Annotated in this window: 16 protein-coding genes and 1 tRNA gene; 1 reads left to right on the top strand and 16 read right to left on the bottom strand. The window is 54.2% G+C overall.

The window, feature by feature from the left end:
- Positions 1-8: 8 nt before the first annotated feature.
- The 9 genes from nusA to OCV58_RS06600 all read right to left on the bottom strand — a co-directional run bounded on the left by nusA (position 9) and on the right by OCV58_RS06600 (position 7,581).
- Entirely contained in the window at positions 9-1,148 is a 1,140-nt protein-coding gene (gene nusA / locus OCV58_RS06560; protein WP_154877329.1) for a transcription termination factor NusA, read from the bottom strand.
- A gap of 14 nt (positions 1,149-1,162) precedes the next feature.
- The gene (locus tag OCV58_RS06565; RefSeq protein ID WP_087476998.1) at positions 1,163-1,624 is read right to left on the bottom strand and encodes a ribosome maturation factor RimP; all 462 of its coding nucleotides are present in this window, start codon (positions 1,622-1,624) and stop codon (positions 1,163-1,165) included.
- A 138-nt stretch (positions 1,625-1,762) separates the two neighbouring features.
- Positions 1,763-2,362 carry a hypothetical protein gene (locus tag OCV58_RS06570; protein ID WP_154877330.1) on the bottom strand — a complete coding sequence of 200 codons (600 nt, stop codon included), beginning with the start codon at positions 2,360-2,362 and terminating at the stop codon, positions 1,763-1,765.
- 92 nt (positions 2,363-2,454) lie between these two features.
- Positions 2,455-2,540: transfer RNA gene (locus OCV58_RS06575), tRNA-Leu, on the bottom strand.
- An 8-nt stretch (positions 2,541-2,548) separates the two neighbouring features.
- Positions 2,549-3,124 carry a lytic transglycosylase domain-containing protein gene (locus OCV58_RS06580; RefSeq protein WP_087476955.1) on the bottom strand — a complete coding sequence of 192 codons (576 nt, stop codon included), beginning with the start codon at positions 3,122-3,124 and terminating at the stop codon, positions 2,549-2,551.
- Positions 3,125-3,133: 9 nt separating this feature from the next.
- Complete coding sequence (gene coaE / locus OCV58_RS06585) at positions 3,134-3,745, bottom strand: dephospho-CoA kinase (RefSeq protein WP_154877331.1); 612 nt, start codon at positions 3,743-3,745, stop codon at positions 3,134-3,136.
- A gap of 13 nt (positions 3,746-3,758) precedes the next feature.
- Entirely contained in the window at positions 3,759-4,577 is an 819-nt protein-coding gene (gene mutM, locus OCV58_RS06590; RefSeq protein WP_154877332.1) for a bifunctional DNA-formamidopyrimidine glycosylase/DNA-(apurinic or apyrimidinic site) lyase, read from the bottom strand.
- Positions 4,578-4,587: 10 nt separating this feature from the next.
- Entirely contained in the window at positions 4,588-7,164 is a 2,577-nt protein-coding gene (gene polA / locus OCV58_RS06595) for a DNA polymerase I (RefSeq protein WP_154877333.1), read from the bottom strand.
- Positions 7,165-7,176: 12 nt separating this feature from the next.
- Positions 7,177-7,581: a signal peptidase complex subunit 2 gene (locus OCV58_RS06600; protein ID WP_232818842.1), complete on the bottom strand. Its 405-nt coding sequence runs from the start codon at positions 7,579-7,581 to the stop codon at positions 7,177-7,179.
- A 193-nt stretch (positions 7,582-7,774) separates the two neighbouring features.
- On the opposite strand from OCV58_RS06600, the gene OCV58_RS06605 reads away from it, so the two are divergent.
- A complete protein-coding gene (locus tag OCV58_RS06605) occupies positions 7,775-8,236 on the top strand; it encodes a nucleoside deaminase (RefSeq protein ID WP_267312824.1) in 462 nt (153 codons plus the stop codon).
- Between the two features lie 75 nt (positions 8,237-8,311).
- Here the strand turns inward: OCV58_RS06605 and OCV58_RS06610 are convergent, their stop codons facing one another.
- The 7 genes from OCV58_RS06610 to rnr form a co-directional block, all read right to left on the bottom strand.
- Positions 8,312-9,442: a phosphonoacetaldehyde reductase gene (locus OCV58_RS06610; RefSeq protein ID WP_267312825.1), complete on the bottom strand. Its 1,131-nt coding sequence runs from the start codon at positions 9,440-9,442 to the stop codon at positions 8,312-8,314.
- 14 nt (positions 9,443-9,456) lie between these two features.
- A complete protein-coding gene (locus tag OCV58_RS06615) occupies positions 9,457-10,296 on the bottom strand; it encodes a PhnE/PtxC family ABC transporter permease (RefSeq protein ID WP_267312826.1) in 840 nt (279 codons plus the stop codon).
- Positions 10,293-11,066: a PhnE/PtxC family ABC transporter permease gene (locus OCV58_RS06620; protein ID WP_204246309.1), complete on the bottom strand. Its 774-nt coding sequence runs from the start codon at positions 11,064-11,066 to the stop codon at positions 10,293-10,295. The genes OCV58_RS06615 and OCV58_RS06620 overlap by 4 nt, the downstream gene beginning before the upstream one ends.
- Positions 11,063-11,857 carry a phosphonate ABC transporter ATP-binding protein gene (phnC, locus tag OCV58_RS06625; protein ID WP_154877337.1) on the bottom strand — a complete coding sequence of 265 codons (795 nt, stop codon included), beginning with the start codon at positions 11,855-11,857 and terminating at the stop codon, positions 11,063-11,065. The genes OCV58_RS06620 and phnC overlap by 4 nt, the downstream gene beginning before the upstream one ends.
- A gap of 14 nt (positions 11,858-11,871) precedes the next feature.
- Complete coding sequence (locus tag OCV58_RS06630; RefSeq protein WP_267312827.1) at positions 11,872-12,798, bottom strand: phosphate/phosphite/phosphonate ABC transporter substrate-binding protein; 927 nt, start codon at positions 12,796-12,798, stop codon at positions 11,872-11,874.
- A gap of 244 nt (positions 12,799-13,042) precedes the next feature.
- Complete coding sequence (gene smpB, locus OCV58_RS06635) at positions 13,043-13,510, bottom strand: SsrA-binding protein SmpB (protein ID WP_095629929.1); 468 nt, start codon at positions 13,508-13,510, stop codon at positions 13,043-13,045.
- A 12-nt stretch (positions 13,511-13,522) separates the two neighbouring features.
- A complete protein-coding gene (rnr, locus tag OCV58_RS06640; RefSeq protein WP_154877338.1) occupies positions 13,523-15,847 on the bottom strand; it encodes a ribonuclease R in 2,325 nt (774 codons plus the stop codon).
- Positions 15,848-15,887: the final 40 nt, after the last annotated feature.

The raw sequence follows: 15,887 nt of genomic DNA on the forward strand, positions 1-15,887 counted from the left end.
ATACCTCCTCAGGCTTCGCCTTGTCCGTCTTCAGCCGCCGGCATATCCAATTCGCTCAGGATGTCTTCCTGTTCCACTTCTTCATCAGCCGAAGAAGATTCTTCGCTGGCAAGGGCAGCGGCCTGGCTTTCACTCTTAATATCGATTTTCCAATTCGTCAGCTTGGCCGCCAAGCGGGCGTTCTGGCCGGCCTTGCCGATGGCCAGGGACAGCTGATAATCGGGAACGACGACGCTCGACGCCTTTTCTCCTTCGTCGACGGTAACGGAAACGACCTGAGCCGGGCTCAGGGCATTGGCGATGTACACGGCCGGGTCTTCGTCCCATTTGACGATATCAATTTTTTCGTTCTGCAGTTCCGTCACGATATTCTGTACGCGGCTCCCTTTCGGGCCGACGCAGGCGCCGACGGAATCGACATTTTCATCGCGGGAATACACGGCGATCTTGGAACGGCGGCCTGGTTCGCGGGCTACGGATTTCAGTTCCACCACGCCTTCGTAAATTTCCGGCACTTCCAGCTCGAAGAGCCGCTTCAATAAGCCAGGATGGGTACGCGATACGAGGATCTGCGCGCCTTTCGTCGTCTTGCGCACTTCTACGACATAGCATTTGATGCGCTGGCCGACCGTGTAGGTTTCCGTCGGAATCTGTTCCGACGCCGGCAGAATCGCTTCGGCCTTGCCCAAGTCGACATAGACGTTCTTGTTTTCAATCCGCTGAATCAAGCCGGTAATGATGTCGTCCGTACGATTGTAAAATTCGTCGTAGACGATGCTCCGTTCCGCTTCGCGGAGGCGCTGGATCATGACCTGCTTGGCCGCCTGGGCGGCGATGCGGCCGAAGTTGGACGGCGTTACGTCGACGTTGACTACGTCTCCGACTTCGTATTCCGGGTTCAGCTTGCGGGCGTCTGCCAGGGAGATTTCCCCATGGTCGTTGACGACGTCTTCCACGACGGTTTTCGCCGCTACGATGCGGTAATCGCCCGTTTCCCGATTCAGCTCTACGTCGGCCAGGGGGTTGGCTTCCGGCTCCTTCTTATAGGCCGTAATCAGCACGGCTTCCAGGGAGTCGCAGATGACGTCTGTCGAAACCCCTTTTTCTTTAGACAAAAACGCAATAGCATTGAGCAATTCCTTATTCACGGTTACACCCTCCATTAAAAATCAATATGCAGACGAACCTGCGATATAGTTTTCATATCTAATATCTCTTCATTTCCATCGACCCGGACGGTCAGCTTGCCGTCTTCGCCTTTCCCTACCAAATCGGCTACCAGGTCTTTTTTGCCGTTGTAGGGCTGGAAAAAGTGAATATCCACGGTTCTGCCGGCGTAGCGGACAAAGTCCTTATCCTTTTTCAAGATGCGGTCCAGTCCCGGAGACGATACTTCCAGCAGATAATTTTCTTGTATAGGGTCCTTTTCATCGAGGACTTTGCTCAGCTTTTCGCTGACAGCCTGACAGTCCTCCAGATCGACGCCCCCTTCTTTGTCGATAAATACGCGGAGGTACCAGTTTTTTTCGCGGACATATTCGACGTCGACCAATTCCAAATCCGTGCCGCTGATAATCCGTTCTACTTCCTGAGAAATCATTGTTTCAATATGTTCACGCTTCATGCCATTCACCAGCTATCCTTCTAAAAATTCATACAGGTAAAAGTTAAGAGTGGGCTCGCACCCACTCTCACATAAAAGAATCTAAATTACGTTTAGTATACCACTTCAGCCGCCTTATGACAACGCCGCAAGGGCAAATCAGGATATATCGGCCGAAATAGAGTCCAGCACCGGCAGCAGACGCTGCTGCAGCGCCCGTTTCAGTCCCTCCAGGGACGAGCCGTCAAAATCATGAACCAAATTTGGAAAGTTATGAATCCGCCGCTCTGCAAAAAAATCGTCGCGGAGGACGTTGTACATGACGGACAAGCCGCTTCGCGACTCTTTCTGGTAATAGGAAAGAATCATGTAGGAGCCGTTAATAATCCGCACGGCCTGATTCGGCCGGATGAGGCAGCGGAATCCGCCGTATTCTGCCGGAAGGAACTCATCCCAGTCTACGTCGGGCAGGCCCTTGTTCTTCAGTATGACGCTGAAATTACGGCTCGGCTCTACATAGTAGTCGCGGATGATCCGGGCCAGCCGGTCTTCCACCATCGCCCGGAACATGGCGAAATCACTGGTAATAAACTCGATCAGGGCAAACTCCAGCATGCCGATGTCCGTGCGGACGGAAAACTCTTCCGAATCGGGATTGAATATCGCCCGTACAGACCAGTTATTGTCGACGTTGCAATAGGCAAACAGCAGGTACTCCTTATCGCCGCCGTTTTCCTGCACCATGCGATATTCCGTCAATAACTGAAAATCTCCCACCTGAAGTGGGAGAATAGATGCAATATTCCATTGTTTGAATGTTTCAATCAATGCTTCATCCATAAGAGAAAAAATGGTGCGGTTGGTGGGAGTTGAACCCACACAATCGAAAGATTACTGCCGCCTGAAGACAGCGCGTCTGCCATTCCGCCACAACCGCATAGTCAATTAAAACTTGTAAAGATGTTTGTATTGCTGTTCATTCAACAAAACTATCTTAACATACTCTCGCGTTTCTGTAAAGGGTATTTTTTCAATTTCTGAAAAATTTTTTTCCCAACCATATTCTTCCATCCAAGAGTCGACGTGTCCGCGGCCGGCGTTATACGCAGCCAGGGCCAATACCTTATTGCCGTCATACTCATGCAGAAGATAGGCCAGATACCACGTACCCATTTTAATATTTGTCTGCACATTTGTCAATTGGTCCGGCGTAAAATTTTCGATTCCCATTTCTCCGGCAATCCATTCGCCCGTTTCCGGCATGATCTGCATCAGCCCCGAAGCGCCGCGATGGGAAAAGGCGTCTTCGTTGAACTTGCTCTCCACGAGAATCACCGCCGCGACCAAGGCGGGGCTGACACCGTCTTCATACGAATACTGGCGCACCATGTAGTCGTATTGAAGAGGATAGACGAATTTCCGCAGCACGTCGTCTTTCCACGAGCAGAAATAGGTCGCTGAAAAACACGCCAGCACTACTGCTATGATAATTTTATCTTTTGTCTGGGTCTTCCGTCTCAACGCCGTCTCCTATCCTCTTTGAATTCTATCCATCAGCAGCGCCCACTGCGCCCGCACCTGTTCTTCCGTTTGAGCTAAGGCGCCGTTGTTGTCGATAACGACCTGCGACAGGGCGCGTTTTTTCTCGGCAGGCATCTGCGCACGAATGCGGGCCTCCGCTTCTTCCCGTGAAAAATGATTCCGGGCCATGAGCCGTTCCAGCTGCGTCGGCCCGTCTACGCATACGAGCCATACTTCATCGACATACGCTTGATATTCTATCTCAAATAATAAGGGCATGTCAAGAAAAACGAAGGATTTCTTCTCCCCTTCATCTATGCGCCGGAGTTCTTCGTCGATTCGCTCGTAAATCAAGGGAAATAAAATGCCTTCCAGTTCCGCCTTGCGTTCAGCGTCGTTGAACACGACGCCGCCGATATAGGCCCGGTCCATCGTCCCGTCTTCTCCTATCGCTTTCGGGCCGAAGGCCGCCGCTACGGCAGCCAGCCCCTTCGTGCCGGGCCGCACGACATCGCGCGCCAGGACGTCGCAGTCCACGACGGACGCGCCGAGCTCCCTCAGCATCGATACGACCGTACTTTTTCCCGACGCAATCCCGCCGGTCAATCCAATGCGATACATGACAAGTTCCTCCTTACACCTGGCAGTGAGGGCAATAATGCGTTCCCCTGCCGGCAAACTTCGTATAGATAATCGTATGGCCGCAGCGCGGGCACGGCGTCCCTTCTTTGCCGTATACCTGCAAAAAGGCCTGGTTCGACCCTTCCTGGCCATTGCCGCTGATAAAGTCGCGTATCGTCGTGCCGCCATGGGCCAATCCCTGCCGCAGCACGACCCCAATGGCCTCGTGGAGTCTGCGGCATTCGTCGGGGCTTATATCACAGCAGCGGCGCTGGGGCCTGACGCCGGCAAGGAACAGCGCCTCGTCGGCGTAAATATTGCCCAAGCCGGCTACGCAGGTCTGATCGAGCAAAAAGGATTTGACGGAACGCTTCGACGATTGGAGGGACTCCTGCAAATAGGAAAGAGTAAATTCGTTGCTGTTGCCGTCAGGTCCCAGCGAATCGTAGCCGGAAATACCCGTCGGCCCCTCCGGCGGCACGAGCCACAGGCACCCGAGGGTGCGGACGTCGCGATACAGGATATATCCTTCATTTAATGCGAAAATAATGCGCTGCCCTCGTATTTCTTCGTACTCCTCCTGATAGATGAGGCTGCCGGTCATGCGCAAGTGCACGAGCAGAGACGGACCGCCGCTGCAGCGAAGGAGCAAATATTTTCCCTTACGGCTGACAGCTGATATCGTCTGTCCCGTCAATAGGCGGCAAAATTCTTCAGGCGTCGTGTTTTTCACCAGGCGCGGCAGCAAGAGCCGTACGTCTTCAATCCGTTTTCCCACTGCGTGCGCTTCAATATAGGCGCGCACCGATTCTACTTCCGGCAATTCAGGCATATAACTCCTCCTATTTTGCTTCTTCCCAGTTCCGGCCGCAGTGAATATCGACGACCAGGGGCACCGACAAGGTCACGATGTGTTCCATCGTATCCTTCAGCAGCGTTTCCACTTCTTCCCGCTCGTCAGCCGGCACTTCCAGGACGAGCTCGTCGTGAACCTGCACGAGAAGGCGGCTTCGCAAGCTGCGGCGTTCCAATTCGTCCTGAACGGCGTTCATGGCCAGCTTGATGATATCGGCGGCGCTGCCCTGGATAGGCGTGTTCATCGCCGTCCGCTCGGCAAAGGAACGGCGCGTAAAGTTCTTGCTGTTAATATCTGTCAGCGTGCGGATGCGTCCGAACATGGTCTTGGCCATCCCCGTTTCGCGGGCTTCCGCCACGAGCTTGTCCATGTAAGCGTGAATCGTGCTGTAGCGGGCGAAATAGGAATCGATGTATTCCTTAGCCTGCTGACGGGAAATCGAAATATTGCGGGCCAGTCCGAAGTCGCTGATGCCATAAATAATGCCGAAATTGACGGCTTTGGCATGGGAGCGCTGCTCCGGCGTGACCTCGTCCCAGGGAATGCCGAAGACTTCCGACGCCGTCCGGCGATGGATGTCCTGATTTTTCTTGAAGCCGTCGATCATCGTCGGGTCCTGAGACAAATGAGCCAGAAGGCGCAGCTCGATCTGCGAGTAGTCGCCGGATACGATGTAGTCGTATCCTTCGCCCGGCACGAATAAGGAGCGGATTTTGCGTCCCTGCTCGGTTCGGATAGGAATGTTCTGCAAGTTCGGGTCCGAGCTGCTCAGGCGGCCCGTCGCCGTAACCATCTGGTTAAAGGACGTGTAAATGCGGCCCGTTTCCCGGGAAATCAAGGGTTCCAAGCCGTCCAGATAGGTGGAAATCAGCTTTTTCAAAGCCCGGAACTGCAGTATTTTCGGGATCATAGGATGCTGGTCCATGAGGGCTTCCAATACGGCCGAATCTGTCGAATAGCCTGTCTTCGTCTTCTTGATAACCGGCAATCCCAGCTTTTCAAATAAGATGACGCCGAGCTGCTTCGTCGAATTGATGTTGAAGGTCTCGCCGGCATCGTCGTAAATTTCCTCTTCCAGCTTGTCCGCTTCCAGCGACAACTCCCGTTCCATATCCATGAGCCGTTCCGTATCGACGGTAAAGCCGTTCATTTCCATGACGGCCAGCGTATGAATCAAGGGAATTTCAATCGTATCGTACAAGGTCGTCAAGCCAGCCAGCTCCAGGGCTTCTGCCGCCTTGGGCCAGACGTCGAAGGAAAATTGCGCGTCGCCGGCCAGGCGCAGGGCTTCGTCGCCGCCTTCCTGCAGCGGCACGGCAAATTTTTCCGATAAATACGCCAGGCCATAGGCGGTCCGCGTCGGATCCAGCAAATACGCCGCCAGTATGATATCCGCCAAGGGCAGGCGCTTGTCCGTATAGGGCGACGCCGCCTTGACGAGCTGCTTGCCCTGCGACGTGACGACTAAGGCCGCATCTGCCAAAGCACAGAGATACTCTCCTTCCCGTCCTGCCGGCACGATGAAGACGCCCTGATTTCCCGCAATGGCTAAGGCCTTCAGCACAGGCAGGGGCGCGGCCGGTTCATACACGCCTTCTACGGCGACGACCTGGCCGGCCAAGTCCTGGGGCTGCAAGTCGTCCAGCAGCTGCAGGGATACGTCCTGTGCCGGTTCCTCATCAGCTAAGGATGCAAAGCGGTCGAAGGCAGCGAACCGGGACAGCATGTTTTTAAAGCCCAGGCTGCGGAACAAGGCGGATACGTCTTCCTTGCGCGGCTGCGGCAGGAACATATCCAGACTATACTCGACGGGCACGCTGCAGCAGATCGTCGCCAGTTCCTTGGACAAAAAAGCTTTGTCCTTGTTGTCGGCCAGCTTTTCCTGCAGTTTCTTGCCCTTCACTTCGCCGATACGGTCGTACAGTGTCTCTACATGCTGAAATTGAGCGATGAGCTTCGCCGCCGTCTTTTCTCCGACGCCGGGAACGCCGGGAATATTGTCGGCCGTATCACCCATGAGGGCCTTCATGTCGACGACCTGGGACGGCGCGTAGCCGTATTCCGCCGCCATGACGTCAGGCGTAACGGCCAGCATATTCGTAATACCCTTTTTCGTCAAATGGACCGTGACGTTTTCATCGACGAGCTGCAGCGCGTCGCGGTCTCCCGTCACGATGTCGATATGAAAATCCTTCGCTTCCATCTGCCGGGCAACGGTGCCGATAATGTCGTCGCCTTCATAGCCTTCCAGCTCCAGGACATGAATGCCCAGGCATTCCAGTACTTCCCGTATCAAGGGGAACTGGGGCCGCAGATCGTCGGGCGCCGGCTTGCGCGTCGCCTTATAGCCGTCGTACAAGTCGTTTCGGAAGGTATGCTTGTCCTTGTCAAAGGCTACGGCTACGTAATGGGGCTCCAGCTGCTCGTACAATTTAAGCAGCATGTTTAAAAAGCCGTACACGGCGTTCGTCGGCCGGCCCTGGCTGTCCGTCAGGGAAGGGATGGCGTAAAAGGCCCGGTATAACAGGCTGCTTCCATCTATAATCAACAATGTTTCCTTCATGTCAGCCTCCTCTTACCGATGCAGAAACGCCTTGACGATGTTATATACAAAATAAATGACCAGCGCGCCCAGCAAATAGGGCATCGCCATGATGATAAAGCCAAGGGCGCTGATGATGACGGCGACGATGCAGAATACGATAAAGCCCAGGGCCAGCTTGACGCGCCAGGACAATCCCGACGTGATGATGCGCACGCCTGAACGGCGGCGCTGCTGTTCGCGCATCTGTTCCTCATAGGCTTTCTGTTCGTCCCGTACCGTACCATCTTCCTCAATCGTCTGCCCGCGGAAGCTGTCCCGTTCGTGATCCGACATAACCTTGGCTTCGGCCTGCTCGTACTGCTGGTACAAGCGATGGCACGATTCGCACATGCCGTCGTCATAGACGGCTTCTCTATCGCAATAGCGGCACTTCATAGTAGTCCTCCTAAATTTCTGTAGCACACATAATACAAAATATCTCTCTTATTATATCATTTATCGTTTTGATTATCTATTCATTCATACAAAACAAGGCCGGCAGCCCAAACCATTTCGTTTTCCCGCCTGCCTATGGTATAATATGCGAGGCGTAAAAAGAAATCTGCAAATCACGGAGGAATGATATACGATGAATTTCATGGACGAAGCCATTAGCGAATCGGCAAAAAACTTAGAAACAGGCCACGGCGGACCTTTCGGCACCGTCGTCGTCAAGGACGGTGTCATCGTCGGACGCGGCCATAACGAAGTATTGAAAAACAACGACCCGACCTGTCACGGCGAAATACAGGCCATCCGCGACGCCTGCCGCAATCTCGGCACGTACGACTTATCGGGCTGCGAGCTCTACACGTCGGCCGAACCCTGCCCCATGTGCCTTTCGGCCATCATCTGGGCGAATATTAAAACAGTGTATTACGGCAACAGCGCCAAAGACGCCGCCGCCATCGGCTTCCGCGACGACTTCATTTACGATTTCATCAAGCGGGGCTGCGCCGACGAAGATACGCTGGCCTTGCGGCAGATGGGCCGCGAAGAGGCCATCAAGATCTTTGAACAGTACAAAGAAAAGAATATGACCATATATTAATCGCTGCAAACGAAAAAGCTTGAAACATGGGACTCTAAAAAGTCCCTTTGTTTCAAGCTTTTTTCATCGTCACGATTAAAAAATACGTTCCAGTACAGCCTGCACATCTTCGGGCTGTACGGCGACGGGATTGTTGTCCGCCCGGCCCTTGGTGAAAGCGTGACCGACGATGTAAGGAATATCGCCGCTGCCGATGCCGTAGTCCCGCAGGCGAAGGGCAAAGCCGCCGAGAGATAGCATATGGAATACCCAGTCTTTGACCTCTGCCGCCGAAGCGCATTGGTATGCTTCCAACAGCTCAGCATAGCGAGGAATCGCCGCCTTATTGAAATCCATGAAATCGCCCAGCGTCAAAGCCGCCGCCGTGCCATGAGGCACGCCGAACTTTTCCGTCATGGGGTACGATACGGAATGGCAGACTGTCGTCTTCGTATTGCTGAAAGCTAGTCCGGCATATAAGCTGGCCTTACCGATGAGCAGGCGCAGCGCCGCGTCGTCCGGATGAGCCGCCAAGTCCTCTAAATGGCGGCGAATGAGGCCGATAGACAATAAGGCAAAGGTCTGGGATACTTCATTCGACCGACGGGCCCAGAAGGACTCCGTACTGTGGCACAAGGCGTCCAGCGCCGATGATATCGTCAGCGCTGCGGGACATGTCGCCGTGCATACGGGGTCGACGACGGCCAGGGCCGCAAAGTTATGACTATAGCTGCAGGACATCTTGCATTCCCGTTCCCGGTCCCATACTGTCGCCCACGGCGTCACTTCCGAGCCCGTGCCGGACGTCGTCGGCACGCCGATCCAGGGAATAGGCTGCACCGCTTCATACGCCTCTGCGGCGATAAAAGCCCGCAGCCCTTCGGTCCCCCGAATGCCAGCAGGAATCGCCAGGGCCAGGGTCTTCGCCGTATCCATGACGCTGCCGCCGCCGACGGCGAGGATGAGGCCGTACGGTTCGCCGCCAACCCGTTCCAGCATCGCGGCCATATCGGCCACGTCGGGATTGGAAAGAGTCAGCTCCTCTTCCCGGACATCGCGCCCCGCTAAGGCCTTCCGCAAAGCCTGTCCGGCAGGACTTTGAGAGAAATCCATGCCGCGGGTCAGCAGGAGAATCTTCTTCTCCCGGCTCGTTTCCTCCAAGTAAAGAGCCAGCTTTTCCAAGCCGTCATGTCCGGCAAGGATGCGTACAGGATTATAAAATTCCAACGTTACCACTCCTTTTACTGCATGGACCGCTTGACGAGCAAAAAGCCGCGTTCTAAGCAAAAAGCGAAGGCGAATACCAGAAAAACGGCGAGTCCCGCTTGTCCATACTGATAGTTTTGTATGCTCGTAGAAATAGCGAAGCTGATGCCGCCGGCTCCCACCATCCCCAGAATCGCGCATTCGGCAAAATTGATTTCAAACCGCAGGGCAATCCAGGCGACGAGCTGCGTGACGGCACTGGGCAGCAGGCCGCAGCAGATAATCTGCCAGCGCGTCGCGCCTAAAGCCGCCAAGCCGTCTATCGTATCCTGCGGCACGTCTTCGAAGGCCTGGGAAAAGGCCCGCGTAAAAAAAGCCACCGTGTGAATCGACAAACCCGTAACGCCTGCTACGGGGCCGAATCCAAAGCAGACCAGCATCAGCAGAACCCATACGGGCGTCGGCACAGCCCGCAGAAAGGTAAAGAAGGCCTTGACCGCCCCGGCGGCAATCCTGCTGCCGACGACGTTTTCCGCAGCCAGCAGTCCGAAGACGAGGCCGAGGAATATGCTGTACACCGTAGCCAGCACCATAATGGAAAAGGTATCGGCGAAGGAAAGAAGGGTAAAGTCGACGCTGTCCGTCGTCATATGAGCCATTTTCCAAAAAATTTCAACGATGCCGGAGGAACGTTCCGCCAGCTGCAGCCAGTCAATGTGCAGCATGTACAGAGACGCCGCGGCGGCTGCCGCCGTACCGGCCAGGAACAAGGCGATGAAATGATCTCCCCCGCGGACGCCGACATCTATCTTTTTCTTCCCATTCTTCTCGGGCCTCACGGCCGAATCTACAGCCGTAACTTCTTCTATATTCATGGATTCATCACTCTCTTTCGCAAGCATCCCGTCATGATATCTACCAAGATGACAATAGCCGCAATCATCAAGATGATGCCGGCGGCCTGCGGATATTTAAAGGCTTTCAGATACGACAGCAGGACCATGCCGCTGCCGCCACCTCCCACCATGCCGACGATGGTCGAGGCGCGGATATTGACTTCCAGACAATAGAGAAACCATGAAATAAAGCCGGCTATGCAGCAGGGAATCACGCACTGGAACATGCGCTGCCAGAAATCAGCACCTACGGCTTCCATACATTCTAACGTGTCCTGAGGAATTTCGTCAATAACCTCGATAAACGTGCGGGTCATAAAGGCGAAGCTGGTAATGACCAGGGCGATAAACCCTACGCTCGTGCCGACGCCCAGGGAGGAAAAGAGGATAAAGGCCCAGACAAGGGTCGGAATGTTGCGCAGGAAGGTAGCTGCGCCGCGGATGACGCCGGCAACGTACCGGGACGGCGACGTCTTTTCACTGCCGAATACGGCGGCCACGACGGCCAGCACTGCCGCGACAAAGGCTGACGATATGGCCAGGGAAATCGTCACGGCAATACATTCCATGACGGCTTCGCTGAACGATACCTGCGGCGGCAGAAAGTCTTCCGTAAAGAACTTCCATCCTTCGCCCAGCTGCGGTATGATTTCTGCCGGGTTAAAGCCGGTATAGGCCGTGGCGGCGATAAAGGCCGCCGCCATGAGCCCGGTCATCGTATAGATTACATGAGATTCGTTCTGTTTCATAGGTTTCGTTCCTTTATCGCAAGTTCGTCGGCCGATACGCCGTAAATAGCCTGAATCACGTCGTCACCCATATCGCCCGGCGGGCCGTCAAAGACGATTCTTCCCTTCCGCAGACCGATGACGCGGGTCGCATAGGCCTTAGCCACGTCGATCTGATGCAGGTTGACCAGACAGGCGATGCGGCGGCGCGAGGCCATGGAATAAATCATATCCATGATGATTTTAGCGCTCGACGGATCCAGGGAAGCAATGGGTTCGTCGCAGAGAAGAATCTGCGGCTCCTGCATAAACGCCCGGGCAATGCCGACGCGCTGCTTCTGGCCGCCCGACAGGTCGGCGGCCCGCGTATTGAGGAAATCGCCCATGTCGATTTCTTTCAGTAATTCTACGGCCTTTTCCTTATCTTCTTCCCGGTACCGTCCTATCATCCCCTGCAAGGAGCCCATGTAGCCCAGACGGCCGTGGAGCACGTTCTGCAGTACCGACAAACGGTACACCAGGTTGTAATTCTGAAAAATCATGCCGATTTGCCGCCGCAGCGTCCGCAAATGGCTGCCCCGGGCTTGGGAAATATCCTCGCCGCCGATGAGTATGCGCCCTTCCGTCACGTCGTGGAGCTTGTTGACGGAGCGGAGGAGCGTCGACTTTCCGGCGCCGGATGGGCCGATGACGGCAATAAATTCTCCCGGATATACGGAAAAGCTGACATCGTTTAATCCCAGCGTTCCGTTTCCATACCGCTTGCCTACATGTTCAAATACGACGACTGGCTGCTCTTCTGTCCAATTCATGCGAGCCGGCCTCCTTACTTGCTGAGGAGCTGATTCAGCTCGATAATGGGCTGGTAATCGGCTTTAGAAGCTTCTACAAAGCGAGCGCCTTTTACTTTAATAACCTTTGTGAAATAATCTTCGTTGTTATACTGCAGGAGAAAATCCGTCAGTGTCTTGCGCAGATTTTGATCCATATCAGCACGAATGATCATGCCTTCTGAAGGAATCGGATCTGAAGTGGCAATGACCTTGATGTCTCCAGCCTGAACATTGCCGCTGTTAATTTCAGCCTGCAAAATCTGATCTGACACAGCAGCCACATCTACGTCACCTTTAGCAACGGCCTGAATGCTGGCTTGATGCTTACCGGAGAACATAGCCGACGAGAAAAACTTTTCGTTCATGTGTAGCGTTTCGCTGTCGAGATTTTCATTGGCAAAGGCCTTCATGAGCATGCTCGTCGGAATGAGATTGCCCGACGTGGAGCCCGGGTCGACAAAGGCCATCTTCTTGCCCTTTACGTCCTGAAGGGAATTGATATCCGAACGGTCTGCCCTCGTAATGAAGACGGAATGATACAGGGCCTTCGCCTTGTCTCCGTCAGGGGCCTTCATGACGATGACGTCTACATTACCGTCTAAGCGCTGGTTTGCCAGAGAGATGCCCTCTGCTCCCAAATAAGCCATGTCGGCCTTTTTCGTCCGCAAGGCTTCAATGATGCCGTTGTAGTCGGACGCGCTGATTTCCTTTACTTCCCGTCCCAATGCTTTGCCTAAATCTGCCGATAAGGCACTGCGGGCATCGGCGCTCTGCTCCGTCGATTCGTTCGGCGCGTAGGCGATCGTAAAGGGCTGCTGCCCGCTGCCGCCTCCGGCGCTTCCGCAGCCGCCGAAGCTTGCGGCTGCAGCTACCAGCATTAAAGATACGCTTATGCCTTTCATCCACCGTTTCATATTCATGTCCATTTCCTCCTGTGTGTACGACAATATGATGCTTTCCATATAATGTCTTGCTATACCTATATCCTACGGCATCTATATGTAGTTCTAGAAAATATATTGCAAATTCTCTGTAAATAATTGCATTTAGCAGCATTTATTTGCATGTTTTAGAAACACATAGCTGAAATCGTAAACCTAAAAAGAAATGGAAAAACCTCTGAACGGCATCCATTGCCATTCAGAGGTTTCGTTTGATTTCATATCAGCGGCGTTCTTTCATACGCCGTTCAATATCCCGCTTCGCTTCCTTTTCGGCCAGAGCCTGCCGTTTGTCATACAGCTTCTTCCCTGTCGTCAAGGCGATCGTCGCTTTGACCTTGCCCTTTTTGAAATATAAGTTCAGGGGAATCAAGGTATATCCCTTTTCTTTAATACGCCCTAACAGCTTGAGTATTTCATACTTATGAAGCAGGAGCTTCCGCGTCCGCAGCGGGTCGTGGTTGAAGCGGTTTCCCTGGTCGTAGGGGCTGATGTGCATGCCGACCAGAAACACCTCGCCGTTTTCAATGCGGCAGAAGCTGTCCTTCAGGTTGACCTTCCCCTGCCGCAGGGATTTCACTTCCGTCCCCGTCAAGGCGATTCCCGCTTCGTAGGTTTCATGAATAAAATAATCGTGGCGTGCTTTGCGGTTGTCCGTAATATATTTTACGCCACTCGGTGATTGTGCCACTGGCAGTTCCTCCTATTTTTTCCTGGACTTCTTGCCCTTGCGTTTTTTATCCTTCTTGTCTTTTTTCTTGCCTTTTTTGTCCTTCTTCTTTTTCTTCCCTTTCTGGGAATCTGCAGCGTCGGCAAACCAGTTTCGCTTCGTCACTTCCTGCTTGCCGCTCCGGCTGCCGTTCTTCCTGTGCCGCCGTTCGGCGCCGGCCGCCATGAGCTGCCGCAAATCCTCCAGCGATTCTACCTTGCCGGGAACAAAATCGATTTCACATTTTTCGACGTTGACCTTCGCCAGCGTCACTTCCATCATGTCGCCCAGATGATATACGCGCCCGCCGCGCTGTCCCCGCATCGTATACGTCCCTTCGTCGAACTCGTAAATATCGTCGGTCAGCAGGGAAATGTGAACCAATCCTTCAATGCCGTTTTCCAGACCGACGAACAGGCCGAAGGACGTAATCCCCGTAATATGAGCCTCATAGGGCTGGCCGATAAAGGGAACCATGTACTGGGCCTTCTTTAAATCGTCCGTTTCCCGTTCGGCCTCGACGGCAATGCGTTCGCGGGAGCTGGCCTGATCGGCGGCGATCGTATGGTACGCCAGGGACTGCTGGGCCTCTTCCTGAGTCAGCTTGCCCCTTTGCTTATTCTGCCGGATCAAACGATGCACCATCAAGTCGGGATAGCGGCGGATAGGCGACGTAAAATGGGTGTAGCACTCCGAAGCCAAGCCGAAGTGGCCGGCGTTATTCGTCGAATACCGGGCCTGCTGCATGGAGCGCAGGGCGATGGTCTGCACGACGAGTTCGGCGCTCGTCCCCTTAGACTGCTTCAGCAGCTTCTGGAAATCGGCGGGCTTGACGTCGTCGCCCGACGGCACAGGCAAATCAAAGCTGGCCAGCACGGTGCGCATCATCTCCAGCCGTTCCGGCTCGGGCGTTTCGTGCACCCGGTATACGGCCGGATTTTCGCTGTCTCTCAAATAGGCGGCGACGGTCTCGTTGGCGATGAGCATACACTCTTCTACGATTTGCTCGGCAATCGTCCGCTCTCTCTTTTCCAGCCGCAAGGGCTTGCCTTCTTCGTCGAGGATAATTTTATATTCAGGAAAATCGAAATCAATAGCGCCGCGGCGCAGCCGCATCTGCTTCAAAATCTGCGCCACGTCCTGCAGGTCCCGCAGCATAGGCATAAAGGGCTGCAGGTCGTCGGGGATAATATCGTCGACCAGGGCCTTTTTGACTTCTTTATAGTTGCAGCGCCGTTTGACGCGGATGACGGCCGGTCCGATGTCGGCCTTTACGACCTTGCCTTCCTTGTCGATTTCCATTACGCAGGTCATGGAATAGCGGTCCTGGCCGGCATTGAGGCTGCACATATCGTTGGAAAGAACCGTCGGCAGCATCGGAATGACCCTGTCGACGAGGTATACGCTCGTGCCGCGTTCGTACGCTTCGGCGTCGAGCAGCGTGCGGGGCCGTACGTAATAGCTCACGTCGGCGATGTATACGCCTAAGCGGTAATTACCGTTGGACAGGCGTTCCACGTCGATGGCGTCGTCCAAATCCTTGGCGTCTTCGCCGTCAATCGTAATGAGCTGGCGATGACGGTAATCGCGGCGGCCGTCTTCCAATACGACAGTCCGGTCGATGGAGTCGGCCTCCTTCAATACGTCGTCGGGAAAGGCAAAGGGCAGGCCGTGACGGGCCATGATGACTTTTATATCCAAGTCCTTGTCGCCATCATACCCCAGTATTTCCGTCACTTCGCCTTCGGCCTTGCGGCCCTCTTCGGGCCATTTCGTAATGGTCACGAGGACGCGGGCGCTGCTGCGGGCGTCAGCCGTCTTATCCAGGGGAATATAGATATCCTCCCGAATCCGTTCGTCGTCGGGACGAACGAAGCCCCATTGCTTTTCCCGCTCGAAGGTCCCGACCAGGGTCTTATTCGCCCGCTCGACAATGCGGATGATTTCCCCTTCCGTTTTATGGCGGCCGCTGCCGCTCTGAATAATGCGCACAGCTACCTTGTCGTTATTCATAGCCGTGTGCCGGTACTGCTCGGCAATATAAATGTCGTCCTGCATATTCTCGCAGAGGACAAATCCAAAGGTAGGCGTATATCCCTTGTATATGCCTACGATTTCCTGAGCCCGCGTAGACGCTCCGTAGCGTTCTTCGGATATTCTCACGAGACTTCCCCTCCTTATCATCTCTTCAAAGGTTTCAAACAATTCGGACAGCTCCCCGCCGGCCAGACGCAGCCGCTCGGCGCAGTCTTCTACGGTAACGCCGTCCGGTTCCATATTACATATATCCATTATATCATGGGACAACTTCAAATTCATACTCTTTATACATACCCTTTCTTTGTCGTTCGTCTGCATA

Origin of the sequence: Megasphaera stantonii, assembly GCF_025567065.1 — a bacterium.
In the GTDB taxonomy this organism is placed as follows: domain Bacteria; phylum Bacillota; class Negativicutes; order Veillonellales; family Megasphaeraceae; genus Megasphaera; species Megasphaera stantonii.

Coding starts and splice junctions, on each gene's coding strand:
- OCV58_RS06565 (WP_087476998.1), bottom strand. CDS start 1,624: ATGAAGCGTGAACATATTGAAACAATGATTTCTCAGGAAGTAGAACGG.
- coaE (WP_154877331.1), bottom strand. CDS start 3,745: ATGTATCGCATTGGATTGACCGGCGGGATTGCGTCGGGAAAAAGTACG.
- mutM (WP_154877332.1), bottom strand. CDS start 4,577: ATGCCTGAATTGCCGGAAGTAGAATCGGTGCGCGCCTATATTGAAGCG.
- polA (WP_154877333.1), bottom strand. CDS start 7,164: ATGAAGGAAACATTGTTGATTATAGATGGAAGCAGCCTGTTATACCGG.
- OCV58_RS06600 (WP_232818842.1), bottom strand. CDS start 7,581: ATGAAGTGCCGCTATTGCGATAGAGAAGCCGTCTATGACGACGGCATG.
- OCV58_RS06605 (WP_267312824.1), top strand. CDS start 7,775: ATGAATTTCATGGACGAAGCCATTAGCGAATCGGCAAAAAACTTAGAA.
- OCV58_RS06615 (WP_267312826.1), bottom strand. CDS start 10,296: ATGAATATAGAAGAAGTTACGGCTGTAGATTCGGCCGTGAGGCCCGAG.
- OCV58_RS06620 (WP_204246309.1), bottom strand. CDS start 11,066: ATGAAACAGAACGAATCTCATGTAATCTATACGATGACCGGGCTCATG.
- phnC (WP_154877337.1), bottom strand. CDS start 11,857: ATGAATTGGACAGAAGAGCAGCCAGTCGTCGTATTTGAACATGTAGGC.
- OCV58_RS06630 (WP_267312827.1), bottom strand. CDS start 12,798: ATGAATATGAAACGGTGGATGAAAGGCATAAGCGTATCTTTAATGCTG.
- rnr (WP_154877338.1), bottom strand. CDS start 15,847: ATGAATTTGAAGTTGTCCCATGATATAATGGATATATGTAATATGGAA.